Below are 25807 nucleotides of genomic sequence, written 5' to 3'. Positions count from 1 at the left end.
GTGGGCTTGCGCTCCGATGGTTGACTAAAAAAAGTATATATGACGAAGACCGACAATCAAATGCTCGTGATTTTTGGTGCCTCTGGTGATTTGACCGCACGCAAACTGATTCCCGCGATATACAACTTATACAAAGGCGGACATCTGCCCAAGAACTTTGCAGTTTTGGGAGCTAGCAGAAGTGACTGGAGCGATGATGATTTCAGACGAAACGTGGTCGAGGAAAGTCCGTACCTGAAAGACCAGATCAAGCGTGAGGACAAGGCCTTTGTAAAGGGCTTTTGTGATATTCTTTTTTACCACGAACTCAGTGATGATCAAGATGATGATTACGGTCCGTTAAAAAAACGGATTACCCAACTGAACAACGATCATAAGACCGAGAGTAACTATATCTTTTATTTTTCGGTTCCCCCGGCGGCCTACGAACCTATTGCCAAAAATATTCATGAACAAGGGCTACATGATGAGCAAGACGGTTGGAAGCGCTTAATCGTTGAAAAGCCCTTTGGCTATAGTCTTGAAACGGCCAAAAACCTGAACAATGCCCTTCACAGGTATTTCCAGGAACCCCAGATTTTCCGTATCGACCATTATTTGGGAAAAGAAACCGTACAGAACCTTTTGGTAACGCGTTTTGCCAATAGCATTTTCGAACCGTTATGGAACCGAAACTATATTCATCATGTTGAGGTGACCAACGCCGAAAGCGTAGGTGTGGAGAAGCGCGGTGGGTACTATGATAAATCCGGTGCGTTACGAGACATGTTTCAGAACCACCTATTACAGATTGTTTCACTCATCATTATGGAACCCCCGATCGGTGCCCATGCCGAAGAAATCCGTAATGAAAAGGTCAAAGCTCTGAAATCGTTGCGCATCATGACCGACCATTCAACCTTGCATCAAAATACCATTCGCGCCCAATATGTGAGTGCCGTAGTCGATGGTGAAAACGTAAAGGGCTACCGCGAAGAGGAGGGCGTCGATCCTGAATCGACTACCGAGACGTATGCGGCCATTAAGTTTTATGTGGATAATTGGCGCTGGGCCGATGTGCCTTTTTATGTCCGTACGGCGAAAAAGATGCCCACGAAAGTTACCGAGGTGGTCATTCATTTCAAGTCGACGCACCATATGATTTTTAAAGATTCAGGAATGAGCAATAAGGATAATAAATTGGTCATACGCATTCAACCTGACGAAGGGGTGTTGATCAAGTTCGGGGTCAAGGTTCCCGGCCAAGGATTCAAAGTGGAGCGGGCCAACCTCGATTTTTACTATTCGAGCTTATCGGAAACCTATGTCATGACGGCTTATGAGCGGTTGCTATTGGATGCGATGCAAGGCGATGCAACCCTTTATGCCCGTGCCGATGAGGTGGAGGCGGCTTGGGAGTTCGTTGATCCCATTTTGGAATTCTGGAAGAATTCCGATGCCAAAGTCTATGGCTATTCCGCCGGAGTCTGGGGCCCTGAAAATGCAGACGAGCTTATCGAGGGTCTGGGACGATGGCGAAATCCAGGTGCGAATTTGGCCGATGACCCAGGATTTTGCGTCATTAACTAATTTTCCCATAAAAATCAGTAACAAAATCGATAAAATGACCTTGAAAACATTCAAAACAAAGCAAGATGTGGCGTTGAATTTCTCGAGATACCTAGCCATAGTCATCGCTGCCCGTGAAAAAGTACATATCGCCCTATCAGGGGGCAGCACGCCAAAAGTTGTTTTTGATGAACTCGCCGACAACTTTCAAGATGATATTGATTGGAGCGGAGTGCATCTGTATTGGGGAGATGAGCGCTGTGTACCACCCGACCATAACGACAGCAATTATAAGATGACTGTGGAACATTTACTATCGAAAATCGATATTCCCGAAGCGCATATTCATCGAATCTACGGTGAGAATAATCCAGAGGAAGAAGCAAAGCGCTATGCGGATCTGCTGGAAGAACAATTGCCCTTGGAAAATGGTATCCCCCAATTTGATCTGGTGATTTTAGGGATGGGGGATGACGGTCATACCGCATCGATTTTTCCACATGAAATCGAACTTTGGTATTCTGAGCGGTATTGTGAGGTGGCCAACCATCCGGAAAGCGGTCAGCAGCGGATTACGGTAACGGGTCAAGTCATTAATAATGCCAGGCTGGTGGCTTTTTTGGTAACGGGTAAAAGCAAGGAGGAAAAGGTTAAGGAAATCCTTGGGGAAGAAAGTGGTGCCGAACGTTATCCAGCTTCTTTAGTGAAGCCGACCGATGGCAAATTGGTCTGGTTTATGGATGAAGAAGCAGCAGCTAGACTTCCTAAAGATTGATCTGCACATTTTCCGTTCGGAGTAATTCGACCTCCTCCTCGTTAGGTTCAAACTTGGTTTGATCGAATTTGGTATCCCGCCGAAACGCTTCCTCTTTTCTATTCTTGCTACGGGAAAATCTGCGCAAGCCTTGTTTGTTTTCGATAATCAGTCCGGGAACAGGTGTGCTCTTGCCATCCTCATCTTTGGCAACCATAGTGAAGTAGGAAGAATTACAGTGTTTTTTCTTGCCGGAAGTAATATTTTGTGATTCCACACGTACCCCTACTACCATTGACGTGCGCCCCGTGTAATTGATTGAGGCCTTTAAAGTGACCAATTCGCCTACCTCCACAGGTTGCAAGAAATCGACACGATTTACCGATGCCGTTACACAATAACGCTGTGAGTGCTTGGAAGCACATGCAAAAGCAATTTGATCCATCAGGTTCAGAATGTAACCGCCATGTACCTTACCCCCGAAATTGGAGTGCGACGGAAGCATTAATTCGGTTATGGAAATGTGGGATTCACGGGCGGACTTGAATTTTTCCATAGCGGTGACTTAATTCTTTAAATGCGGAGAGGCTTCCTTCTCCACTTGGGTAACGAAATATTGAGTATCGCCCAACCAGAAAAAGGTAGCGTAGCGTTCGATGTATGTCAATTTCACATACTGTCCTTGAAATTCCTGTAGTTTTTCAACCACCTCCTCATCGCGGTTCAAAACGGAAAATTGAAAGATTTGGGCCCCGGAAATACCTTGGCTGATTTCCCCTTCCCAAGTTTTGGATATGACACCTTTGTGACTGATTTTAATCAATTCACCTGATCGTACGCCTTCGCTATAGGGAACGAAATAGATAAAGGCATAGATAAGCGCGAAAATGGCAACAATGCCAAATAGAACAATGCCTAGTGCTTTCTTCATAACTTGAGTTTTGGTTCTTCAAAACCTGCCTCATCGTCGGACAGGTCATCTTCTTGGGCCCTTTTTAGGATAGGTTCGGGAATGGACTTTTTCGCTTTGGCACCCATTTTTTTCAGTTTTTCGATACTGACGATGATGTTACCACGTCCTTCTACTAACTTGTTCATGGCACCTTTGTATTCGTCTTTGGCATCGTCCATTTTTTTACCCACCTTGGTCAGATCGCCCACGAAGCCCTCAAATTTGTCGTACAACGCCCCGGCCTGTCTGGCGATTTCAATAGCATTCCGTTGTTGTTTTTCATTGTTCCACATGCTGTCAATAGTGCGCAAAGTGGCCAATAGGGTAGAGGGCGTGACAATCACTATATTTTGCTCAAAGGCCTTGTTGTATAACGTATTATCATTATTGATCGCAATGGCAAAGGCAGGCTCAATAGGTACGAACATCAGCACGAAATCAGGACTTTCCATTTCGTATAGGTCCTCATATTTTTTAGAGGACAATTGGTCTACATGCCGGCGAAGGGAGTTGATATGGTCTTTGAGGTATCGTTCCTTATCCAGCTCTTCTTCGGCATTGACCAAGCGTTCATAATCCGTGAGGGATACCTTTGAATCGACGATCATCTTTTTGCCGTCCGGCAAGTTGATGATAACATCAGGGAGTACTCTTGAACCATCTTCGAGAGTGAAGCTCTGCTGCACTACATATTCACGATCCTTTTCTAAACCTGATTTTTCCAGTACCCGTTCCAATACCAATTCACCCCAGTTGCCCTGCATTTTGCTATCGCCTTTTAGGGCCTTGGTAAGGTTTTCGGCTTCTTGGGTGATTTTTAGATTCTGGGTCTGTAAATGGAGCAGCTGTTCTTTCAGGGCGGAGTGGATGCTGATATTCTCTTTTTGACTTTCTTCTACCTTCTTTTCGAAGAGTTGAATCTTCTCCTGAAGCGGATTTAAGATGTTTTTGATATTCTTCTCATTGCGCTCCGTAAACTTCGTGCTTTTTTCCTCAAGGATCTTATTCGCCAAATTCTCGAATTCCTTGGTGAATTTTTCTTGGAGTTTTTCTACCTCCTCCTTTTGTTCCGTATTTTTCAATCTGAGATTTTCCATATCCGACTGATACCGAACCAATTGATTTCCTAGATGCTCCTTCTCCTGTTGTAAGTGCGTTTTGTGCTCTTCAACGTCACTTAAACGGCCTTCAAGCGCCGCGAGGCTGTTTCGCAGTTGCGTCTCCCGTTCCTCCAAAGTGCTTTGATTTGACTTCGTCTTAAGGTTTTGAATATAGGTGCCCAGAAAATAACCTAGGGCAAGGCAAACCAATCCTATAAGTATGTAAATCAGGTATATGTTCATTGAAAAAATATAGATAGTAAAGATACGAGTTTGGCCCTTAATTTTGATTGGGGTTGCTGTCTGAATTAGTCCCTGACCTGAAAAGTTTGGGTTTCAGAATTGAATGTGACACTTTCATGCGGAAATAGTTTGTCAAAGGCTCCCGTATCCGTAAGGTGTCGAGGGGTACCGAAAGGGAATCCCTCACTACCCATTAAAAGCATTTTGTCACAAAGTTGTATGGCCAATTCGATTTCATGACTTGTGAAGAGAATGGTCTTTTGAGTCTCTTGAGCTATTTTTTTCAATAATTTCAAGATGCTAACTTTATGGTGTAGGTCTAAATGGGAGGTAGGTTCATCCAATAAAATGATTTGTGTATCCTGTGCTAACGCCCTGGCGATCAATACCCGTTGCAGTTGTCCATCGCTCAACTCAAAACACTTTCGGTGCGCAATCGTATTCAGGGTCAACCTATCGATGACCTCGTTTATTTTATGGGTATCCGAGGCCGTAAGGGTGCCGATCCAATTGGTATACGGCTGACGGCCTAAAGCAATGAGTTCAAAGACCGTCAGGTTTTTAGACGCAATGGGTTCGGTCAGTACCAAGCTGGTTATCTTGGCCCAAGTAAGATTCCGATATGCCGTCAATGGAGTTCCCTTAATCTGTATGATACCCGAAAGCGCGGGTTGAATTCTTGCGAGGGTACGTAGTAGGGTTGATTTTCCGATACCGTTGCGCCCAACAATTGCAGTAAGTTGGCCTTTTAGCACCTTAAAGTCAAGATCCGAGGCGATGACCACCTCTTTTTTCTTATGGCGGTATCCAATGGAAAGTCCGGTAACGGTAATCTCGTTATGTGACACAGTGCTCAAAATACCATTTTTTGTTTTCTTACCAATAACCAAATCACTACAGGCGCTCCAAATAAACTGGTTACCGCATTAATGGGTAAAACCTTGGCTGAACCCGGTAATTGGGCCAAAAGGTCACAAAACAACATCAAAATAGCTCCGCATAGGAGTACGGCCGGTACCAAGATGCGATGATCGGACGTATTAAAAAGCTGTCGCGTCAAATGCGGAACGGCTAGACCAACAAAGGCAATGGGTCCGGCAAAAGCGGTAATACTTCCGGCCAGCAGGCCTGTAGCCACAATCAGGATGAAGCGTGATTTTTTCATATCGATGCCCATACTTTGGGCGTAGTGCTCTCCGAGTAATAGGGTATTCAATACTTTTATCGATAGGATACTCAAGATACTGCCCAAGAGGATCATAGTAAGCAGCAGGGTCAATTGGGGCCAACTTAGGTCGCCTACGCTTCCGAACGACCAAAAAACAAACCGTTGTAGTCTTTCGGCACTTGAGAAATAGGAGAGCACACTGACAATGGCTGCCGAAATACTGCCGAACATCAAACCAATAATCAATAAAGCCATAGTATCCCTCACTTTTGAAGCCATGGTCATGACGACAAACAGCACTAAAAAACTGCCTATACTGGCAGCTACCGTGATGGAAATATCCCCTATCAAGCCTTGGGTCAATACGCCTGAAAAAAAAGATGCTCCCATGATCAATAGGGCAGTGCCTAAACTGGCCCCAGAGCTTATACCGAGCACAAACGGACCTGCCAACGGGTTTCTGAACAACGTCTGCATCAGTAAGCCGCTTAGTGCCAAACCGGCACCAACAAGTATGGCGGTAAGTCCTTTGGGTATTCTGTAGTTCCAGATGATGTATTGCCATGAGTCCGTTTCGGTAGGTTGCCCCAAAAGGGCATTAAGGGTTTCTTCAAATGGGATGTGGATGGAGCCCCAACTGATATTCACCAGAAAACCAACGACCAAGACCAAGGTCAACAGGAAGAAGGGTAGGCGATATGATTTTTTTTCGTTCAAGTTAATCCAAGGGTGTAAAGAAAAAAGGTTGGTATTCGGGCAAAAGTGTTGGGTGCAATATATGGATGAGGTCTTTCAGTACGATATCCGGTCGATGCGGTGCAAGTTCATAGTAGAGGAGTCCCTCGGTTTCGCCCTTGGTTTTGGCAAACGTGTACACCCGTTTTTCTTGAAAGGCATCAAACTGACTATAATGTGGACTAGCGTGCTTGAGGTCTTCATAAGCTGTGAACTGTGCAGGACCAATCCAAAAATCGTCATGTTGTGATTGCTCTAAAACGGCTTCCCAGCTTAGGTTCAGGCTTCCGGTCTCTGTAGTGTTCGCCCAAACGTATTCCGCATTGGCATCGTTGAAAAACTGTGCCGCCCAACTTTTTCCTCCAGGGCAGTACCATACATCCTTGTACAAAGCGCCACTAAATACGCTTGGTCTTTCAGTGGCTGTCTTCGCCAATAATTTGGACTCATTATAGGAGGTCTCGATTGCGTTAAAAATTTCTTCTGCTGCTTTTTCCTTTTGAAAAAAAGGCGCGAAAAACTTGACCCATTCCGCTTTTCCCAAAGGGGTTTCTTCCGTCCAATCCCCGTTATAGACTATGGGAATATTGGAGCGCTTTAGCGTTTCATATGACTTATTTTCACCTGTAACCCCAAAGCCGACGATCAGGTCGGGTTGTAGCGCAAGTACCATCTCCGTGTTCAAGGATTCGTTACTCCCCAATTCCTTGATTTCTCCAGAAGCGATGCGTTTGCGGGTTTTTTCGGAAGAGATATATTGCGTATCGGGGAATCCGATCAGGTGATGGTCCGCTTCCAAGGCTTCCAAGGCAGGAATATGAGTGGTTGATGTGACTACAACACGTTCTACAGGTACGGTGATGATAGCATCATAGGCATCTTTGTTTAAGGTTACGATCGCTAGTTTATCACGGGGAACCAGTGCGTAGGTAAATGCCGATTCGGCGTTCGGCCATGGCGATGTGATGGTAATCGTATATATTCCGTTAGTGCCTTTTTCGAGGGTGAATCCTTTGGCATACTTTATTTCTTGGGCTTTTGGGGAAGCCTGAATAGGGGGAATCGATTTTTTCTCTCCACGACAAGCGAGAAGAATGAAGACGAGACAGCAACTAAAAATCTTTTTCAAAGGAAATTCTTAAGGTGTCTCAAAAGTAATATTATTTCATCTTTAAGCGTAAAGATTAAACAAAATGTCTACTTTCGTCTAGAATTTAGGTTTTCATCGTTTTCAAAAGTGATGAAATTAAAAGGGAATCCGGTTAGAATCCGGAACTGTTCCCGCAACTGTATGCTTCTACTGAACCTGGCTGTCAAAGCCTTGGTGTATCGGTAGTTCTTTTTCGGAAGGAGTGTTACTTCTACAATGCCACTGGTCGCTGTACGTGAACTGGGAAGGCCGAGTAACACAAAGCAAGTCAGGAGACCTGCCAAATTCATAACTAAAATCAATAGACTTTCGGGTAAAAGGTCTTTAGAACTATGAGACAGCTAGTCATAGCCATTGTTGTTGTATTGTCTTTTTTTAGGCAATTACCGGCCCAAGAGGCAACGCCAATCTGGGAATTGGAAGAAGTTATTGTGTCCGATACCCGCCTAAAACAGTATGCTGAAGGGCATAAAACAGAAGTTTTAGCGGATAGTACGGTGCAACGGAATGGTGCTTTTCTGACGTCGCTCTTAGCCTATAATTCGAATATTTATTTCAAGGAGAATGGATTTGGAATGGTTTCCTCCCCGTCCTTTCGAGGTACCAATGCTTCCCACACTGCGGTAGTATGGAATGGCATCAATATCAATTCGCAACTGAACGGACAGGTCGATTTCAACACGATCAATCCCTTCAATTATACCGAGGTCGGCATACGAAGTGGCGGCGGAAGCGTGCAGTATGGTACGGGGGCCATAGGGGGTAGTATCCATCTCAATAACGATTTACGCTTTGAGAAACATTTCGACCATCAATTCTTTAGTGGGTACGGTAGTTTTGATACGAAAACCGTGAACTATAAGATGACCACCGGAAATGAGAAGTATTCTTCCAGTTTTGGAGTTAACTACAATGCTTCGGATAATGATTATCGCTATTTGGAGACCGACGAACGGAATATCAACGGAGAATTCGAAAACCTGAACTTCAACTTTAATGCAGGATATGTCCTTTCCGGAAAACAAGTACTGAGACTATACCATCAGAGCTTTATCGGCAATCGGAATCTTTCGGGCAATTTGGTCGCCCCAGGTCGTAGTCGGTATAAAGACAATCAGTACCGGACCCAATTGGAATGGGGGCGTTACGGAGAAAAAACAATATCAAGATTTAAAGTGGCCCATATGCAGGAGGCCTTCCGTTACTTTGAAAATAAAGATAGTGATCTCTTTTCCGATGGAAGGGTAACCACTTTATTGGCCCGTTATGCTTTAGATATGAAGCTTTCCGAAGCCCTTAGGTTGAATTCGTACCTGGAGTACGACCATTTTAGGGGCAATGGCAGTAGTTTCGGGAGTCCGCAACGCAACGATATTTCGGCTACTGCCACGCTAAAGCATGATTTATCCGAAAAGCTCGTGTACAATTTCAGTATGCGGAAAGACTTTTCCTCTGATTTTTCGAGCCCTTTGATTTTCTCTTTGGATGGAAATTATGATGTAAATGATTGGTACACCATTCAGCTCAGCGCCTCCAGAAACTTTAGAATGCCCACCTTTAATGACTTGTATTGGCAGCCGGGAGGTAACCTTGATTTGGATATTGAAAGTTCGTATCAGGTTGATTTGGGACAACATCTCAAATTCGATACTGTTTCGATTCACTTAAATGGGTATTACATTGCTACGGACGATATGATCCGTTGGCTGCCCAATACGGAAGGTTTATGGTCGCCGACGAATGTAGATAAGGTAGCGGTCTATGGTCTGGAAGCTGAATTCGCGCTGGCGTGCCCGATAGGCAAAACCCAAAAAATCGATTTGAAGTCCCACTACGCTTATACGGTTTCCAAAGACCAGGAAACCGATCAACAGTTGATTTACGTGCCCTTTCATAGGGCGAATGCTTCCCTTGCCTATAGCATCTCGGATTTTAGTTTATTCTATCAGCACTTGTACAATGGCTCGGTCAGCATTATCGGAGGTGAATTGGAGGCGTATCAAGTTGCGAATTTTGGAGGCACCTACCATCTCAAGACGAAGGGAAAACTGAATTACAGCTTGGGGGTTACGCTACAGAACCTTTTTAATACCTATTATGAGAATGTAGCGCTGCGGCCCATGCCCAATAGAAATATTCAAACAAGAATTCTAGTTAACTTTTAAAACCTAATCGAGAAAATGAAAATGTACTATTTGAGATTCAGAAAACTAATATGCGCTACAATTTTGGGCATGGTACTGTTTACCAGCTGCGAGAATGATGACAATCAACCTGTAACGGGTACCATTACTATCTCGGTTGCCGAAAATTCCGTGGCGGAGGATGTGGGTTCCATAGCGGTAACCGTTACCGCGGGTACTACTTTTCCAATGGATGTGGTTATTACATACGAGGTATCAGGTTCGGCGAGCTCCGGAGAAGATTTTGAAGCGCTTTCAGGCTTGGCCACTTTGCCAGCGGGTGATACCAGTTTAGTGCAAAATCTGATCATTTTAGATGATAGTGAGGTCGAATCGGCAGAACAGATTATCATTCGTATCACCGCTATTGATGGTGCTCAGGATCTGGTCGGAGGAGATGGGGAAATCACCTTGACCATTACGGATAACGACTCGTTTGCTTTCGAAAATGGCGTTTTGGTACTACACGAAGGTAATTTTGGCGCTGGTAATGCTTCGGTTTCCTTTTTACCAGATGATTTAAGTGATGTACAGAATGGTATTTTTAAATCGGTCAATACGGTCGATAGCTGGGGTGATACGGCTCAGAGCATTACATTCAATGGTGATATGGCGTATATCATTGTAAACAATTCGCAAAAAATAGAGGTAGTCAATCGTTATACCTTTACATCCGTGACTACCATAGGTGGGTCGGGAAGTACTGATTTTCTTAATCCGAGGTACATGGCTGTTGCCAACGGAAAAGGGTACGTGACCAATTGGGGTGACGGAACAAATCCTGATGATGATTATGTAGCCATTGTCAATTTAGAGACCAATACCGTTGAATCCAAGATTCCCGTTGCGGAAGGACCAGAGGCCCTAGTGGCAAATGAGACTACGGTTTATGTGGCGCACCAAGGTGGGTTTAATCAAAACAACATTGTTTCTGTTATTGATGTGACCAGTAACGAGGTGAGCACAACGGTGACCGTTGCGGACCGTCCGAACTCCCTTCAGTTAGATACCAATGGAGATCTTTGGGTGCTTTCGGGTGGCAATCCCATTTGGACCGGTAATGAAACGGCCGGCCAATTGGATAAAATAAGTACTGCGGATAATGCTGTTGTGCAGACGCTTGCCTTTGAGGTTTCCGAACATCCAGGTGCACTGTCCTTAGAGGGTTCGAACTTGTACTACTATTTGTCGGGAGCCGTATTTAAAATGGACGATATGGCTACGGCCTTACCCGAAACTGCCGAGCTGAGTGATTTGAATTGGGCGGATATGGCTGTAAATGACGGTAAGCTCTACGGCGTTGATGCCAAAGACTTTGTGAGCAATGGCTCTTTAGAAATCTACGATTTGGGAGACAATTCAATGGTGACCTCGAAAGCCGTTTCCGTTATTCCGACGGGGGTGTATTTTAATGGTACGGCGGATCGTTAAAGAAAAGATGAACCAAGTAAAAGGCACCTTCCTAGAGCTCTGGGAAGGTGCTTTTCTTTTTCTCAACGTACTTGTGGAAAATCCACTATTGCTCGTCGAGTATGGTATTCATAAACATATTATCACGTAGTGGTGTGAACATTTCGGAGCCGATATATATTTCGATCGGCATTTTCACCGTAAAGTCACGTTTACCGGTTTCTCCCGTAATCTGTTCAATTGCTTTGGCCAATAAGGGTTCGCTTAAATCACCCAGAACACCAAGATTCGCCAAATCTTCCGGTAAAGGAACGTCAGGATTTAGGCCGTCCGTATAATCGAAAAAGCCAGCTGAATTTTCATTTCTGCCCGTCAACGGTTGAAGCGCCCATTCGTTATTTTGAGGGATTTTATTAACCCGCGAAGGGGTGTAGAGGTAATCATTATCGCGATCATCAACTAAGGTGACCGAGAATTCGTTCTTCCCTCGGGTAGCGTCTCCCACATGTACGACATCCATATAAGGATCTAGACCGTTGATCAACAATTCACTGGCAGAGGCCGACGCACGGGTGGCCAAGACGTACACTTTATTAAGCCCTAAGGAATTGATGGCGGCACCGGCAGGGGTTTTGCTCTTGAAGAAGCGACGTACGTCAGAACCTCTATCCGCTAGCACCTGAAGGTATTTATCGTTCCACTTTGCCTTGAGGAATACATCATTTGTATTGGTACCATGGATCATACTTCCCAAAAGAACAGTGGTGTTTACAGAGCCACCGGGATTGTAACGCAAATCCAATACTAAATCGGTTACGCCCGCAGATTTGAATCTGCCGAACACTTCATTCAGCGGTTCATCAAATTCATCCAAAAACTGTTGGTAGACCAAATAGCCTATTTTTTTCCCCTGAATTTCAAAAATCTTATCCAAAAATATAGGGTCTTCCTGTAATCCCTCTTGCTTCGTTAAAATGACATCTTCTCCATTTAAGACCACTTCATCATTTTCAAAACTCGCCATATTAAGGGTATAGGTATCTGAATTATCCCCAAAAAGTAGGTCTCGATAATTACTTTCGGTCAGTAACTGGCCGTTTACACCTCTGAACAGGTCTCCCCTTCCGATGTTCTTCGTACTGGCATCCGATTCAGCGATAACGTAGCGCACATAGCCAAAGATATCTGTAGTCCCCGAAGGATTGATCAAGCCGAACTTCAGTCCGTTGCTCTTATTGATGCCGGAGAGAGACTGTGTCAATACTCGGTAATCGGGATTGAACGTACTAAATCGATCCTCGCCAAACCTGAGTTGATTCGTAAAAAAGTCGGCCGGATTATCCTCGGACAGTAAAAATTCGGTATAGGCCTCAGAACCTGCCGCGTTCACCGGAAACTTATCATCGGCTAGATTGGGCACTTCCGCCTGCCAAAAATACCAGTAGTTCATGGCCTTCCACATAAAATCTTGAACGCCCACCCCAGCATTAGGGTCAGGATCTACCGTACGGGGAATGGTAGGGCTATCGTCCGTACTACAAGAGGTAATAAAGACCCAAAGGAGTATGGGTGCGATTTTCAAATATTTCATTCTTAACTTTTATTTGTTCTATTCGATTTGGTCTAAGTAGTGCAATCAATTCACTTATTTAACTTGCTTTGCAATCTTTCGCTTAATAGCGCAGGAATATCCCTAAAGATAAGCCTTCCGCCATTAGCGCTTTCCAGCGAGCTACTGTAAATCATGTCAACAGGATACTTTGCACTTAAATTCGTTTTGGCGGATACACCGTTTATCTCTTGCAACGCTCTGGCCAGTAAACGTTCAGTAGGATTACCCAGTTCCCCCAGGTCGCTAAAGTCCTCGTCAATAGGGATCGTCGGCGGTAAGCCTGCGGAGTAGTCTCCAAAACCCTCTGAATTCTCAGTCTGACTCGTAATCGGTTGAATGGCCCAGCTATTGTTCGGGTTAATTTCGTCTTCTCGATCGGGGTTGTACCCAAATCCTGTTGCGGGACTATCTACCAAGGTAAACGACCCTTGATTTTTACCCACCGTGGTCGAACCAATATGGACGACTTCCACATAAGGCCGCAATCCGTTGATCAGCAATTCACTTGCGGAAGCCGAATTGCCAGTGGCGATGACATAAATTTTGTTCAAATCTAAGCTGTTCAAGGGGATTTCGGAATTGTTGTCTTCCGTACCGGTATCGGCCACAAAGTTAGTTTTAAGTCCGCCCTGTATTTCCAAAGCCTCCTCATATTTGCTGTTGAACCGTCGCGTATAAAACAGCTTTAGCGGGTCAGGCTGGTGAATCAAACTGCCCAGAATTTGGGTGATATATCCTAAACCTCCAGGGTTGTACCTCAAATCGAGTACCAAATCGCTTATTCCTTCGCTTTTGAATTCACCGAAGACATCATTCAGGGGTTCACCTGAATTTCCAGCGAATTGATTGTACATTAAATACCCTACTTTTTGTCCACCGACATCGAGTACTTTATTGACAAGAATGGGATCTTCAACCAGACCCTCTTGTTTGGTCAAGGTTACTTCCTTGCCGTTTAAAACGAACTCATTCCCATCAAAATCAGCCATGCCCAAAGTGTAGGTATCGGCATTACGAAGTAAGGAGGTGTTGTTGCTTTCAGGTGAATCAAAAAACAAGGGTTCTCCATTGATGGAGGTAAAGAGGTCTCCTCTCTTAATATCTTTGGTAGCAGCATCCGAATTCTTGACGATATATCTCACATACCCATAAATCACCTCGCTATTATTAAAGCGGGCCAGACTATATTCAAGACCGTTACTTTTGGAAATACCGGAAAACCCTGCTGTCAAGGTCTTATAGTCCTCATTTAGAAAACTGAAACGGTCTTCGCTGAAGAGGAGTTTGTTGTTGTAAAAGTCGGCAGGATTGGATTCCGATGCTATGAAATCAACATATTCATCCAAAGTAGCATAGTTACCCTCATCTAGATTCGGCACGTCGTTCACATAAAAATAATAGAGGTTCATGGCTTGCCACATAAAATCTTGAACGGGATAGTCCGCTCTTGATTTGGTTTCGACAACCGGATCGATCGGATTTTCCGTAATATCCGGATTGACAACCGGTTCATCATCATTTTTACTACAACTGATAGAAGCCACTCCAATAGAGAGGAACAGGAGGAAATACTTTTTCATGCGCGCAATTTTCTTTTTTCTTTTTCAATGGTATAACAATACAGTTCGCAAAAACCCTTCCAAGAAAAAAACAGTTCAGGCGGGCGGTATTGTATAGTACGTACGTATGTACTTGTGTATTAGTTTAAAAAGGCCCAATTTACTTACAGTAGGCCGAATAAAAAATTTTTTGTAACAAAATTCGTTGTAGGTCGTCTTGCTTATGTAAACCCCTTAAAAAGGGTTAAAAACAACCACCAACCCATGCGGCAGTCAGAGTTTATAAACATAGTGATGCCTTTTAAAGACAAGCTCTTTCGAATGGCGAAACGTTTACTGGTATCGACCGAAGAAGCAGAGGATGCCACGCAGGAAATTTTGATGAAACTCTGGACGAAAAACGAATCGTTTGCCAAGTACAAGAATGTGGAAGCTTTTGCCATGACGATGACCAAAAACTTTTGTTTAGATCGATTAAAATCGAAACAAGCCGGAAACTTGAAGTTGGTACATAGCAATTATGGGGAGTCGGGTAGTGGTTTACAAACACAGGTAGAAGCAAAGGATAGTGTCAACTGGGTACAAAAAATCATGGAAGAGCTGCCTGAACAACAGAAAATGGTATTGCAATTACGGGATGTAGAGGAATACGATTTTGATGAAATAAGTGAAATGTTGGGGATGCAACCCACCGCAGTGCGGGTCACTCTATCAAGAGCAAGAAAAACAGTACGTGAAAAATTAGCACAAAAGCATAGTTATGGAATTGGATAACATCGAACAATTAGTAGAAAAATATTTTGAAGCCACCACAACGGTCGCCGAAGAAGAAATCTTGAGACAGTACTTTGCCCAAGAAAATGTGGCACCACATTTGGAACAGTATGCTCCGATGTTCAATTATTTTTCTAACGCCAAAGAAGAACGGTTTACCAAGACGCTTCCGTTGACCACGAATACGGTGGTTTCCAGAGCCCGATATTTTAAATGGGCCTCGGTAGCTGCAGTAGTGCTCTTGTTCGGGGTCTATTTCGGTAAAAGTTATCAAGAACAACGAGCCGAAGAAAAGGCAAAGGCCGAATACGCCTATCAACAAACAAAGAAGGCCTTGAGTCTTTTAGCTGAAAATTTTAACAAAGGCACCGAAAAAGTAGCCTATTTGAACGAGTTCGAATCCACAAAACAAAAAATTTATAACAATAAATAAATAGAAACGATGAAAAAGACCCTCATACTCATATTCGTATTGGCCCTAGTGCCCCTGACCGGATTTTCACAATCATTATTCGATAAATACGAAGATTTGGATAATGTTACCTCAGTAGTAGTGAACAAAAGCATGTTCAATCTGTTGAGTAAGATCGATGTTGAAGTAGATGACCCCGAAGCAAAGGATTTTATGGATATCGCCAGAAGCGTGAATAGCTTAAAAGTCTTTACCACTGAAGATAAGGCCATAGGCACCGATATGAAAGCTTCGGTCAATAAATACCTGCAATCGGCCTCTTTAGAAGAGTTGATGCGTATCAAGGATAAAGATGCCAATGTCAAATTCTATATTAAGAGCGGTAAAGATGACGATCACGTAAGCGAGTTGTTAATGTTCGTTACCGGAATGAAAAACGTCGATGTCGATGTTAATGGTAGAAAATTCGAAACTGTCTTGCTTTCCTTGACCGGAGATATCGATTTGAATAAAATCAATTCACTGACCAAGAAAATGAACCTCCCTGAAGAATTGAACAAGGCAGGAAACAAACAATAAATCACCAATTCAATATACATTCATCAATCAATTCATTTAATCAATTCTGGGCTACTTGGGTAAAGATCTAGGCAGTTTCAGCACAAAAAACACACAGTCATGAAAAAAATCACAGTAATTTTAGCAGTAATTCTTTTACCTTTATTTGGGTTCTCACAATCGATGTTCGACAAGTATGAAGACATGGATAACGTTGGTACCGTAGTAGTTAATAAGGCCATGATCGATTTGGTAACCCATATCGGTGAAATGTCAGATGACCCGGAGGCCAAAGAATTTATGGAAGCCGCAGAAGGGCTCAAGAGCATTAAGGTTTTTATCACCGAAGATCAGGGTGTTTCTTCGGAAATGGCGGGGACCGTCAAAAAATACCTGAAGTCGTCTTCTATGGAAGAGCTGATGCGCGTAAAGGACAAAGATGTCAACGTGAAGTTCTATATAAAGAACGGGAAGAAAAAAGATCACGTCAGCGAATTGCTGATGTTCGTATCAGGAATGAAAAACATAGATGTCGACATGAAGGGCAGAAAGTTTGAAACCGTATTGGTTTCCATGACCGGCGATATCGACCTGAACAAAATAGGAGAGATTACAAATAAAATGAATCTGCCAGACGAGCTGAAAAAAGCGGATAAAGGCGAGTAACACAAAATTACACTGTAATCGGCAGTAGCGACAAGTGCAAGTAATTGATTTACTCGCTGGTCGCTACTGCCCATTTCGGTTTCAATAAAACATACAGAAATGAAAAAAACAATCCAATTTATGGTGCTGATGGCAGTGACCATCTTTACCGCTTGCTCTTCAACACAAAGTCTTCAAGAGTATTATGTCGATAGCTCGGAGAATCCGAATTTTTTGTCTTTCGATGTGCCGACCAGTATTTTGAGCTTAGAGGAGGCCGATTTGACGCCTGTTCAAAAAGAAGCGGTCGAATCGTTGCGCAAACTGAATGTACTGGCGTTTAAGAAAAGCAGTTCAAATGGGGCCGAATATGAAGTTGAAAAAACCAAGGTCAAAGCCATTCTTCGTAATAAAGAGTATACTGAGCTCATGAAAATGAATACCGAGTACGGCAAGGCCACGGTGAAATTTTTGGGTGACGATACGGCAATCGATGAGGTCATTATTTATGGCAACAGCGACGAGAAGGGGTTTGCCCTGATTCGAGTTTTAGGAGATGATATGAACCCGGCCCACTTGGTACAGTTGTTACAAGCCATACAAAAATCGGATTTTAAGGGAGAAGGACTCCAAAAAGTGAGTGAGCTTTTCAAGAAATAAAGGAGTAAACCAATCCATGGAAACCGTTTGAGATGTATTCTTGAACGGTTTTTTTATTGGCGAAAATTTAAATTCGAAAATTGAATTGTTTATCCCCTTCTCATTATATTAGCTTTTCATTATTAAAACACTAACCCTTTAACACGAATTTGAACATGGAAAAAGCACAAGAATGGATTAACTATGCCATTGAACTAGGTAAAGAATTTGGCCCTAAATTGATTACCGCGATTCTCATTTATATTGTAGGCTCTTGGATTATCAAAAGAATAATCGGTTTTGCCAGGAAAGGAATGGCCAAAAGTCAATATGATGAATCGCTCCAGAAGTTTTTGATCAACCTGATTTCATGGACGCTAAAAATCTTCTTGATCTTATTGGTAATTTCTCAACTCGGAGTTGACGTAACCACCTTCGCTGCTGTCATAGCTGCGGCCGGTCTGGCAATTGGTTTGGCGCTTCAGGGCTCATTATCGAATTTTGCCGGCGGCGTCTTGATCATGATTTTTAAACCGTATAAGATCGGTGATTTAATAGAAGCGCAAGGAGTTCTGGGAAGCGTCAAGGAAATAGAGATTTTCACGACAAAACTTATCACCCCACAGAATAAGTTAGCGATAGTTCCCAATGGAGCCATGGCGAACGGCAATATTATTAATTTCACCGCGGAAGGTAAAATGCGGGTAGATACCACCGTAGGGGTGGATTATGGCTCGGATATCAAAAAGACCAAAGAAGTCTTACTGGAGATGTTAAAAGCGAATCCAAAGGTACTACAAGATCCGGCACCTTCCGTAAATGTCTCTGAATTGGCCGATAGTTCAGTGAATCTTGCCGTACGTCCTTTCTGTAAGCCAGAAGACTATTGGGATGTCTATTTTGCCACAGTTGAAGGTTCTAAAGCGGCCTTGGATAAAGCAGGAATCGAAATTCCTTATCCACACGAAGTACAGATCAACAAATAGGATTGCCTATTTCGTAGGATGATAAGATTTTAGCCCTCTTCCCTTAACGGGTCGGGGGCTTTTTTAATAAAAACAACCCACTAAAGATGCTCCTTCCCCTGCTAGGGGAAAGAGCTTTTTCTCCTCTGGTAGTTAAAGATTAATTGCCGAATTCGGCTGGGGCGAATCAGATTAGATACCCGTATAGTTCGCTGGAGTAATCGCTTTTAATTCCGATTTGATGTCATCCGAGACTTCTAGGGAATCGATAAAATCGGCAATGGATGCCTGGTCTATTTTGGTGTTTGTTCGTGTAAGTCCCTTAAGGGCCTCATACGGATTGGGATACGCCTCACGGCGTAAAATCGTTTGTATGGCCTCTGCTACTACTGCCCAATTATTCTCCAAATCTCCTTCGAGCTTTTCAACATTCAATAACAATTTGCCTAGGCCTTTCAAAGTAGATTGAAACGCAATGAGTGTATGTGAAAAGGGCACACCAATATTTCGTAACACGGTACTATCCGTAAGGTCACGTTGTAGTCTAGAGACGGGTAGTTTGGCCGAAAGATGCTCAAAAAGCGCATTTGCAATACCCAAATTACCTTCCGAGTTCTCAAAATCAATGGGATTGACCTTATGTGGCATCGCGGAGGACCCGACTTCCCCAGCTTTTATTCGCTGTTTAAAATAATCCATGGAGACGTAGGTCCAAAAATCCCTGTTCAAATCGATAAGTATGGTGTTGATGCGCTTCAACGTATCGAACAGGGCGGCCATATGGTCGTAATGTTCTATTTGGGTCGTTGGAAAGGAATGGTGTAAGCCCAATTTTTCTTGTACGAATTTTTTGCCGAACGCTTTCCAATCGATATCAGGGTAGGCGACCTGATGCGCATTAAAGTTACCCGTGGCACCTCCGAACTTTGCCGCGCTAGGGATATCGTTCAATAGATTGAACTGTTCTTTCAACCGTTCGGTAAACACATCTATTTCCTTTCCCAAGCGGGTAGGGGAGGCCGGTTGCCCATGTGTTCTGGCAAGCATTGGAATGTTCGCCCATTCAGTCGCTAGTTCTTTCATTTTTTCTAGGACCTTGAAATACAACGGAACGTATACGTCATTCATCGCTTCTTTCAATGAAAGGGGAATGGCCGTGTTATTGATGTCTTGAGAAGTCAACCCAAAGTGGATAAACTCTTTGAAAGCCCCTAAACCAAGTCTGTCAAACGCCTTTTTAATAAAATATTCTACCGCTTTGACATCATGATTCGTCGTTTTTTCGATGGTTTTGATCTCTTGTGCGTCATCAGCATCAAAATTGGTGTAGAGTTCACGTAAAACCTCGAATTTCGAAGAATCGAAATCAGATAACTGAGGTAACGGAATTTCGCATAATGCAATAAAATATTCGATTTCGACTCGAACCCGATAGTTGATCAAAGCGGCTTCCGAAAAATAGGGAGCGAGGTTTTCGACTTTGTTTCGGTAACGACCATCAATAGGGGAAATCGCGTTCAAGGAATTCAATGACATAAGCGTGTATTTTGACTGATTTTTGGAAAAACGCAAAGATAGCGAATAGAAAGGAAGTTAAAGAAAAAGTGTCCGTTCGAGACTAAAAAAATAGGAACCCACTTAAGGTGATGTTTCACACTTACTTCAATTTGTCAAGTGTATGTCGTGCCCGTGCCTTGTAAGCAGCGCTTCCGTCCGCATAATTTTGCTCAAGTACCATTTTGAGTTCGGGGTGTACCCAGTTATATTTCCTTCCCAACAAGAGCAAACAGGTCATCGAATATGCTTTGGCAGCGACCTTATGGTTTCCGATAAGCCAATCGAAACAAGCGGTCGTTATTTTTTCCAAATGATCAGGAGTCAGTACTTCCGTTGTAGTAGTATTGGTTTTATGGAAGTAGCTTTTGATCAGGTATTCACAAATTTTGGCCATTGGGCGTACGGAAGAATCAAGGTGCACGTTTCCGATGCTATCCGTAAAGGTATCAAGGTATGGAAAGAGATAAGACAGATTTTCCTTAGCTGTAAATTCCATGACCCAGCAGGCTTTCGAGGAAACCGGGTGGTCGACATCAAATGCTATGGCCAACAAAGGCGAGACCAATTTTGGATTATTGGAGACTAGCGTTGCCATTTCCAAACGTTTTTCCCTCGAATGATCTACATAGTCCAAGGCCTGATATAGTTGGTCTTTGGTCATAAAATAGGTACTTTAGAGAGGACATACATCCTACCTATGAAAGTACTAAAAAGAATTACATTTTTACTTCTTGTGATCCTCATCGGGATACAATTTTACCGCCCTGAACAAAATAGCTTACCCGGGGATCATATGGCCGATTTCATTACCGAAACGAATCCTTCCGATGAGGTCAGGATGATCTTGAAGCAAAGCTGTTATGATTGTCATAGCAACCATACCGAATACCCTTGGTACAATAGCATCGCACCGGTTTCGCATTGGATTGCCGACCATGTGAAAGATGGAAAGAAACATTTGAATTTTTCGGAATGGTCGACCTATGAATTAAAGAAAAAAGACCATAAGTTGGAAGAATTGATAGAAGAGGTGGAAGAAAGTGAAATGCCTTTGCGAGAGTATACTTGGACACATAAAGAGGCACAGTTAAGTGCCGAACAAAAAGCCGCGCTTATGGATTGGGCCAAACGGACTAGGGCATTGTACCAATTAAATCTTCGACCAGAGTAGGAACTCCTTTTGCGGCCGTATTTTGGATAATGGTCAAGTTACCATATTCTGATGAGGAGACGCTGGGTTTGGGGTCGACAAAATAAATTGGGGTTCTGGGCGCAACAAAATTGATGAGTCCGGCGGCGGGATAAACCTGCATTGAAGTACCAATAATTACTAGAATATCGGCATCCTCTGTAATTTCCACAGCTTTGTCTAGCATGGGTACTTGCTCGCCGAACCAAACGATATGCGGGCGCAGCTGATGACCACTTTCACAGACATCGCCCAAAAAAAGATCCTTCTCCCAGTGGTTCACTTCATGCTCAACGCCGATACAACGTACTTTTAATAATTCACCGTGCAAATGCACTACCGAAGAACTTCCGGCGCGTTCATGCAAGTCGTCTACATTTTGGGTAATGATCTGCACGTCGAAATAGGCCTCTAATTTTTTTAAAGCCATATGGGCCGCGTTGGGTAAAACGCTAAACAATTGTTTTCTTCTCTGGTTGTAAAAATCCAGTACGAGTTCAGGGTTCTTTTCAAAGCCCTGGGGCGAGGCAACTTCCATAACATCATGGCCTTCCCAAAGTCCATCCGAGTCCCTAAAGGTCTTGATTCCGCTTTCGGCACTGATACCAGCTCCGGTCAATACAACTACTTTTCGTTTCATTTGATAAAAATATAGATTTCTTATATTCGAAATATGGTTGATTTGCAACTTTTGGAGTATTTGGAAGGTTTTATATCCGAAGAACGAAAAGATCGCTTTTTAGAAGTATTGGAGGAGCGTACCAAGTATATTACCGTGGCTATAGAAGATGTTTTTCAATTACACAATACCAGTGCGGTCATCAGGAGTTGTGAGATTTTTGGAATACAGGAGGCCCATGTTATTGAAGGTCGTTTTGGAAAGCGTTTGGACAAGAACATTGCCATGGGGGCCGAAAAATGGGTCGATGTTCATCGCTATGAGAATACCCTCGATTGTATTTCAACTTTGCGCAGTCATGGGTATAGCATCATTGCGACCACTCCCCATAAGGAGACCTGCCTCTTAAATGACTTTAGTATCGATAGCAAAACCGCTTTAGTATTCGGAACCGAGAAAGAAGGCTTAAGTGACGAGGCGTTGCGAGAGGCTGACGGTTTTTTGAAAATACCAATGGCCGGGTTTACCGAGAGTTTTAACATATCGGTATCCGCAGCCATAATTTTACAGAACCTTACGGAAAAATTAAAGAAGACGGATGTTAATTGGCAATTAAACGAGACTGAAAAATTGGCGAAGCGATTGGACTGGACAAAAAAAAGTATCAAAAGTATTGATGCTATCATGGCGCGATATGTGACCGATAACTAAATTTTTATTACATTTAATTCAACAACCAATTAATTGATAAGCAAATGTTTACAGTACTCTACATCATCGGAGGGCTCCTTGCCTTGGTCTTGATATTACATCTTCTAGGCCCAAAAAACTACAATGTATTTCGAACAGTGGAAATTTCAAGACCCAAGAACGAGGTCTTTACCTACCTAAAGTCCTTAAAGAATATGGACGATTGGTCACCTTGGGCCAAGAAAGACCCAAATATGGAAAAGAAGTTTACCGGTACTGACGGTGAAGTGGGTGCGTTAAGCTATTGGAATGGAAATAAGGAAGTAGGTGAGGGGGAGCAAGAAATCACCAAAATCATCGATGGAGAACGCATAGAATCCGAATTGCGATTTCTAAAACCTTGGAAGTCGACCTCCGATTGCTATATGGATGTTGAAGAATTGTCCAATGGCAATACACAAGTAAAATGGGGCTTTTCAGGAAACAACAAATTTCCTATGACGATCATGTCTCTTTTCAAAAGCATGGACAGTATGGTCGGTCCTGATTTTGAGGAGGGTATGGCAAGCCTGAAGGCACAAATGGAAAAATCATAACCACGGGTGGCACGGCTAGACAGACGTTTTAAGTTCTCATGTCTGGTATTGAACACCTTAGAGCCTATTGGATGATGTCAATGTGCTAATTCCAAAAGGGCAATGTCGTGTTCATTTTCGAGAATGACCTTGCCATTTTGCACCGTGACCTCTGTTTGTGAGTAGGTGTCAAAAAGCTTCGTGCCATCGCCAAAAAAGCCCTTTACCCAAAGGGATTTTTTGCCTTTTGGTAAATCGAGACCGATGACCACTTTATCTTTATAGTCATCTTTGGTATAGGTTCTACTAAAGACATAAGGTTTTTTACCAAGGCGCTTGTGCTTTCCGGCCCCGACGGCGGGATGATTGTTTCTGAATTGACCTAGTTTTTTCCAATGGGCAAGTATGTTTTGGGTCGCCGTTACGCTGTCGATTTCGTTCCAGTTCATATACGAACGCAAGGTCGCATCACCAACCGCACCTTCAATAGTCAAATCTCGGGCGCTTTCATCCCCATAATAAATTTGCGACACTCCTGGCGTCAATAAAAGCAGGTTTGCGGCCTTTTTAGGAAATTTGCGTTCTTTATCGAAAGGTTCACCATCATCATGTGAGGTCAGGTAGTTGACGACACTTTTCCCTTTGAGTTTGGTGTTCAATAACGTATGGTACTTTTTGAAAATGGATTCATAATCTTTTTGCGCATCGTTCTTGAGTTCGAAATTGATTAGGCTATTGAAACCGTAGTCATAGTAGTCCACCTTTTTATCGCCGAAATCGAATTCCCGCCCCCCTGAAATACCATAATTGTACACTTCGCCCATCATGTAGAAAGGGGTTTCATCAAGGACCTTGTTCGCATTTTTCTTTTTCCAAATCTCAAAAGCGTAGGCTGCTTGTTCATAGAGCTCGGCCCATGATTTTTCATCCGCGTGCTTTACGGTATCGACCCGAAAACCGTCAATACCATAATCTCCGACATAATCGGTCAGCCATTTGATAATATAAGCTCTCGGACTTCTTGGGTATCCCGTTCTTTCGAAAAATAATTCAAGCTCATCCAATTCTTGGCTTAGACGTCCCTCAGCCTTCCATTTCGCTAATAAGCCATCAGGAAGTTCAACGGCCTCATCCGATTCCGTAAGAATATCGGGGAGGTTCTTGACCAAAGTACAACTCGTCGTATTTTCATAGGTGGTGAATTCGCAGACCGGCGTTTCACGTACCCACTCCGAAGGCCAGACTGGATCTTTGGCGGTTCCCGGTCCGGTATGGTTGACAACCACGTCCATAACAATTCGAATACCTTTCGTATGTGCTGTTTCGACCAGACGTCCCAAATCTTCCATGGTTCCGAAATTGGGATCTAAGGCGGTCCAATCTTTTGTCCAGTACCCGTGATATCCATAGGTATTACCCGTAGTCTCGTCCGTATCTCCATGAATTTGTTCGACCACTGGGGTGAACCAGATTGCATTCACACCGAGGTCCGTAAAGTAGCCTGAGTTGATTTTTTGGGTGATTCCTTTGATATCACCACCCATAAAACCCCGTAACACCCCAGTTTTGTTCGTACGTTCAAAATTGATATCATTTAAGGTATCCGCGTTGTGAAATCGGTCGGTCAATAAGAAATAGATATTGGCTCCCTCCCAAACAAAAGGTGTAGTAGGTTCTTGAATTTCAATCGTTTCGGTTACCGCTGGTTGTTTGGGAATTGATTCCTTTTTGGCCTGATTACATGCGGATAACAGGACACAAATGAATAGGGCGGTAAGCAGTTTTTGCATTTGAAACTATTTTGTCTAAAGCTATAAAATGCTGTGCTAACATGAAAATTTATTTCGGGAGGAAAGCGATGAACGCCTTGTGCGCACCTTTTGGTCATACAGGAGGTGTTATAAGACAACACAATCAGTATACCACCATTGCGTGATGCGCCTTGATTTTATTTTTGGTTCTTGCCCCGGTTCAATACTTTGAAATCTTCGTAGCAAGCGCTGATGGCATCAAGTATTTGAAGGTCGTTTGCAGTAGTGATGAACGATTTGGAGTAACTACAATTATTGAGAATATCCTCGATGTCCACTTTTTCTAATTGGAGTAGCTCCGTTAAGGTTTCGCGATCAAACTTTGAAGCCAGTAAATTTCGAATTTCATCATCCTCTTTTACCTGTCGCAATTTTCGCATTTGATTTGGCTTCTTCCCGAATAGATTTCGAAGCAGGTCTGCAGGATTCAGAATGGCCCCTAGAACTTTGGTGACCGCACTTGGACTTTTGTTTCCAGCCTCGTAACTCACCCCAAGCCCAGAAATACTATACTGATAGGCGCTATTAACCGGTAAGTTCTTTACGTCTATTTCGAGATATCCCGTAAGTTGGTACGGCCGAACAATGACCTCTTCAAGGGCATATGCCAATTCCGTAAGGGATATTTTGGTATCCTCGAATTTAAACATATCATTAGTCACCCTGATTTTCTGTGATTTAAACCCTAAAAACGAAAAATAAAGGGTGTCATTGACCGCAGCAGTAATGGAGAATCTACCTTTGTCGTCGGTAATCGTTCCTACAACTTGATTTAAGTTCACCACGTGCACGCTTTCCATGGGGAAACCGGTCTGTGCATTGACAACTAAAGCATTAAAGGCCTTACTCTGATTATCGGCCGTATCATTTTGGGAGAAGCCCAAAAACGCGACGAATAAAAAAACGAATGTGAATTTTCCCATGAAGCGATTATCAAACTAAAAGTACTAAACAAAACA

The 25807-nt window shown here is 43.2% G+C and carries 26 protein-coding genes and 1 riboswitch; of the genes, 13 read left to right on the top strand and 13 right to left on the bottom strand.

The features are described from left to right. The first annotated feature begins 39 nt into the window (after positions 1 to 39). Both zwf and pgl read left to right on the top strand, forming a co-directional pair. The gene (gene zwf / locus ACKWCA_RS18220) at positions 40 to 1569 is read left to right on the top strand and encodes a glucose-6-phosphate dehydrogenase (RefSeq protein WP_413979661.1); all 1530 of its coding nucleotides are present in this window, start codon (positions 40 to 42) and stop codon (positions 1567 to 1569) included. A 34-nt stretch (positions 1570 to 1603) separates the two neighbouring features. After that, the gene (pgl, locus tag ACKWCA_RS18215) at positions 1604 to 2323 is read left to right on the top strand and encodes a 6-phosphogluconolactonase (protein ID WP_413979660.1); all 720 of its coding nucleotides are present in this window, start codon (positions 1604 to 1606) and stop codon (positions 2321 to 2323) included. Here pgl and ACKWCA_RS18210 read toward each other — a convergent pair. The 6 genes from ACKWCA_RS18210 to ACKWCA_RS18185 all read right to left on the bottom strand — a co-directional run bounded on the left by ACKWCA_RS18210 (position 2313) and on the right by ACKWCA_RS18185 (position 7629). Further along, entirely contained in the window at positions 2313 to 2858 is a 546-nt protein-coding gene (locus tag ACKWCA_RS18210) for an acyl-CoA thioesterase (protein ID WP_413979659.1), read from the bottom strand. The genes pgl and ACKWCA_RS18210 overlap by 11 nt on opposite strands. Positions 2859 to 2867: 9 nt before the next feature. Beyond that, the gene (locus ACKWCA_RS18205) at positions 2868 to 3233 is read right to left on the bottom strand and encodes a 6-phosphogluconate dehydrogenase (RefSeq protein ID WP_413979658.1); all 366 of its coding nucleotides are present in this window, start codon (positions 3231 to 3233) and stop codon (positions 2868 to 2870) included. Then, complete coding sequence (locus tag ACKWCA_RS18200; RefSeq protein WP_413979657.1) at positions 3230 to 4597, bottom strand: DNA recombination protein RmuC; 1368 nt, start codon at positions 4595 to 4597, stop codon at positions 3230 to 3232. Before ACKWCA_RS18200 ends, ACKWCA_RS18205 begins: the two co-directional genes overlap by 4 nt. 65 nt (positions 4598 to 4662) lie before the next feature. Next, positions 4663 to 5445 (bottom strand): ABC transporter ATP-binding protein, encoded by a 783-nt coding sequence (locus ACKWCA_RS18195; protein WP_413979992.1) that lies wholly within the window; start codon positions 5443 to 5445, stop codon positions 4663 to 4665. 5 nt (positions 5446 to 5450) lie between these two features. Further along, the gene (locus ACKWCA_RS18190) at positions 5451 to 6482 is read right to left on the bottom strand and encodes a FecCD family ABC transporter permease (protein WP_413979656.1); all 1032 of its coding nucleotides are present in this window, start codon (positions 6480 to 6482) and stop codon (positions 5451 to 5453) included. Between the two features lies 1 nt (position 6483). Then, positions 6484 to 7629, bottom strand: coding sequence for an ABC transporter substrate-binding protein (locus ACKWCA_RS18185; protein WP_413979655.1), 1146 nt, complete (start codon positions 7627 to 7629; stop codon positions 6484 to 6486). A gap of 70 nt (positions 7630 to 7699) precedes the next feature. Beyond that, positions 7700 to 7949: riboswitch (cobalamin riboswitch) on the top strand. A gap of 33 nt (positions 7950 to 7982) precedes the next feature. On the opposite strand from ACKWCA_RS18185, the gene ACKWCA_RS18180 reads away from it, so the two are divergent. Then, complete coding sequence (locus tag ACKWCA_RS18180; protein WP_413979654.1) at positions 7983 to 9815, top strand: TonB-dependent receptor plug domain-containing protein; 1833 nt, start codon at positions 7983 to 7985, stop codon at positions 9813 to 9815. A gap of 15 nt (positions 9816 to 9830) precedes the next feature. Further along, complete coding sequence (locus tag ACKWCA_RS18175; protein ID WP_413979653.1) at positions 9831 to 11264, top strand: DUF5074 domain-containing protein; 1434 nt, start codon at positions 9831 to 9833, stop codon at positions 11262 to 11264. Between the two features lie 85 nt (positions 11265 to 11349). Here ACKWCA_RS18175 and ACKWCA_RS18170 read toward each other — a convergent pair whose 3' ends face one another. After that, positions 11350 to 12834 carry a S41 family peptidase gene (locus ACKWCA_RS18170; RefSeq protein WP_413979652.1) on the bottom strand — a complete coding sequence of 495 codons (1485 nt, stop codon included), beginning with the start codon at positions 12832 to 12834 and terminating at the stop codon, positions 11350 to 11352. Between the two features lie 50 nt (positions 12835 to 12884). After that, the gene (locus ACKWCA_RS18165) at positions 12885 to 14435 is read right to left on the bottom strand and encodes a S41 family peptidase (protein ID WP_413979651.1); all 1551 of its coding nucleotides are present in this window, start codon (positions 14433 to 14435) and stop codon (positions 12885 to 12887) included. A gap of 243 nt (positions 14436 to 14678) precedes the next feature. Here ACKWCA_RS18165 and ACKWCA_RS18160 point away from each other — a divergent pair, with 243 nt between their 5' ends. From ACKWCA_RS18160 to ACKWCA_RS18135, 6 genes are all read left to right on the top strand, one after another. Continuing rightward, a complete protein-coding gene (locus ACKWCA_RS18160) occupies positions 14679 to 15188 on the top strand; it encodes an RNA polymerase sigma factor (RefSeq protein WP_413979650.1) in 510 nt (169 codons plus the stop codon). After that, entirely contained in the window at positions 15175 to 15621 is a 447-nt protein-coding gene (locus ACKWCA_RS18155; RefSeq protein WP_413979649.1) for a hypothetical protein, read from the top strand. The genes ACKWCA_RS18160 and ACKWCA_RS18155 overlap by 14 nt, the downstream gene beginning before the upstream one ends. Before the next feature lie 9 nt (positions 15622 to 15630). Continuing rightward, on the top strand, positions 15631 to 16179 hold the full coding sequence (locus ACKWCA_RS18150) for a DUF4252 domain-containing protein (RefSeq protein WP_413979648.1): 549 nt from the start codon (positions 15631 to 15633) through the stop codon (positions 16177 to 16179). A 99-nt stretch (positions 16180 to 16278) separates the two neighbouring features. Further along, the gene (locus tag ACKWCA_RS18145; RefSeq protein ID WP_413979647.1) at positions 16279 to 16824 is read left to right on the top strand and encodes a DUF4252 domain-containing protein; all 546 of its coding nucleotides are present in this window, start codon (positions 16279 to 16281) and stop codon (positions 16822 to 16824) included. A 99-nt stretch (positions 16825 to 16923) separates the two neighbouring features. Further along, positions 16924 to 17463 (top strand): DUF4252 domain-containing protein, encoded by a 540-nt coding sequence (locus ACKWCA_RS18140; RefSeq protein ID WP_413979646.1) that lies wholly within the window; start codon positions 16924 to 16926, stop codon positions 17461 to 17463. A 155-nt stretch (positions 17464 to 17618) separates the two neighbouring features. Then, positions 17619 to 18428, top strand: a complete 810-nt coding sequence (locus tag ACKWCA_RS18135; protein WP_413979645.1) for a mechanosensitive ion channel family protein — start codon at positions 17619 to 17621, stop codon at positions 18426 to 18428. 171 nt (positions 18429 to 18599) lie between these two features. On the opposite strand, the gene purB is transcribed toward ACKWCA_RS18135, so the two are convergent. Together purB and ACKWCA_RS18125 are read right to left on the bottom strand one after the other, a co-directional pair. Then, the gene (gene purB / locus ACKWCA_RS18130) at positions 18600 to 19943 is read right to left on the bottom strand and encodes an adenylosuccinate lyase (protein WP_413979644.1); all 1344 of its coding nucleotides are present in this window, start codon (positions 19941 to 19943) and stop codon (positions 18600 to 18602) included. Between the two features lie 121 nt (positions 19944 to 20064). Further along, a complete protein-coding gene (locus ACKWCA_RS18125; RefSeq protein ID WP_413979643.1) occupies positions 20065 to 20625 on the bottom strand; it encodes an adenylosuccinate lyase in 561 nt (186 codons plus the stop codon). Positions 20626 to 20661: 36 nt separating this feature from the next. Between ACKWCA_RS18125 and ACKWCA_RS18120 the strand changes: the two genes are divergently transcribed. Next, positions 20662 to 21135, top strand: a complete 474-nt coding sequence (locus ACKWCA_RS18120; RefSeq protein ID WP_413979642.1) for a heme-binding domain-containing protein — start codon at positions 20662 to 20664, stop codon at positions 21133 to 21135. Here ACKWCA_RS18120 and ACKWCA_RS18115 read toward each other — a convergent pair. Continuing rightward, on the bottom strand, positions 21098 to 21793 hold the full coding sequence (locus tag ACKWCA_RS18115; RefSeq protein WP_413979641.1) for an SIR2 family NAD-dependent protein deacylase: 696 nt from the start codon (positions 21791 to 21793) through the stop codon (positions 21098 to 21100). The genes ACKWCA_RS18120 and ACKWCA_RS18115 overlap by 38 nt on opposite strands. A gap of 33 nt (positions 21794 to 21826) precedes the next feature. Between ACKWCA_RS18115 and ACKWCA_RS18110 the strand changes: the two genes are divergently transcribed. Both ACKWCA_RS18110 and ACKWCA_RS18105 read left to right on the top strand, forming a co-directional pair. Beyond that, on the top strand, positions 21827 to 22483 hold the full coding sequence (locus ACKWCA_RS18110) for a TrmH family RNA methyltransferase (RefSeq protein WP_413979640.1): 657 nt from the start codon (positions 21827 to 21829) through the stop codon (positions 22481 to 22483). Positions 22484 to 22527: 44 nt separating this feature from the next. Further along, positions 22528 to 23058, top strand: coding sequence for an SRPBCC family protein (locus ACKWCA_RS18105; protein WP_413979639.1), 531 nt, complete (start codon positions 22528 to 22530; stop codon positions 23056 to 23058). A gap of 77 nt (positions 23059 to 23135) precedes the next feature. On the opposite strand, the gene ACKWCA_RS18100 is transcribed toward ACKWCA_RS18105, so the two are convergent. Both ACKWCA_RS18100 and ACKWCA_RS18095 read right to left on the bottom strand, forming a co-directional pair. Further along, positions 23136 to 24827, bottom strand: coding sequence for an alpha-amylase family glycosyl hydrolase (locus ACKWCA_RS18100; protein WP_413979638.1), 1692 nt, complete (start codon positions 24825 to 24827; stop codon positions 23136 to 23138). Between the two features lie 158 nt (positions 24828 to 24985). Then, on the bottom strand, positions 24986 to 25771 hold the full coding sequence (locus ACKWCA_RS18095; protein WP_413979637.1) for a carboxypeptidase-like regulatory domain-containing protein: 786 nt from the start codon (positions 25769 to 25771) through the stop codon (positions 24986 to 24988). Positions 25772 to 25807 lie beyond the last annotated feature (36 nt).

Source organism: Maribacter corallii (assembly GCF_047345415.1).
Lineage (GTDB): Bacteria > Bacteroidota > Bacteroidia > Flavobacteriales > Flavobacteriaceae > Maribacter_C.
This window is presented reverse-complemented; position numbering and strand designations above follow the sequence as displayed.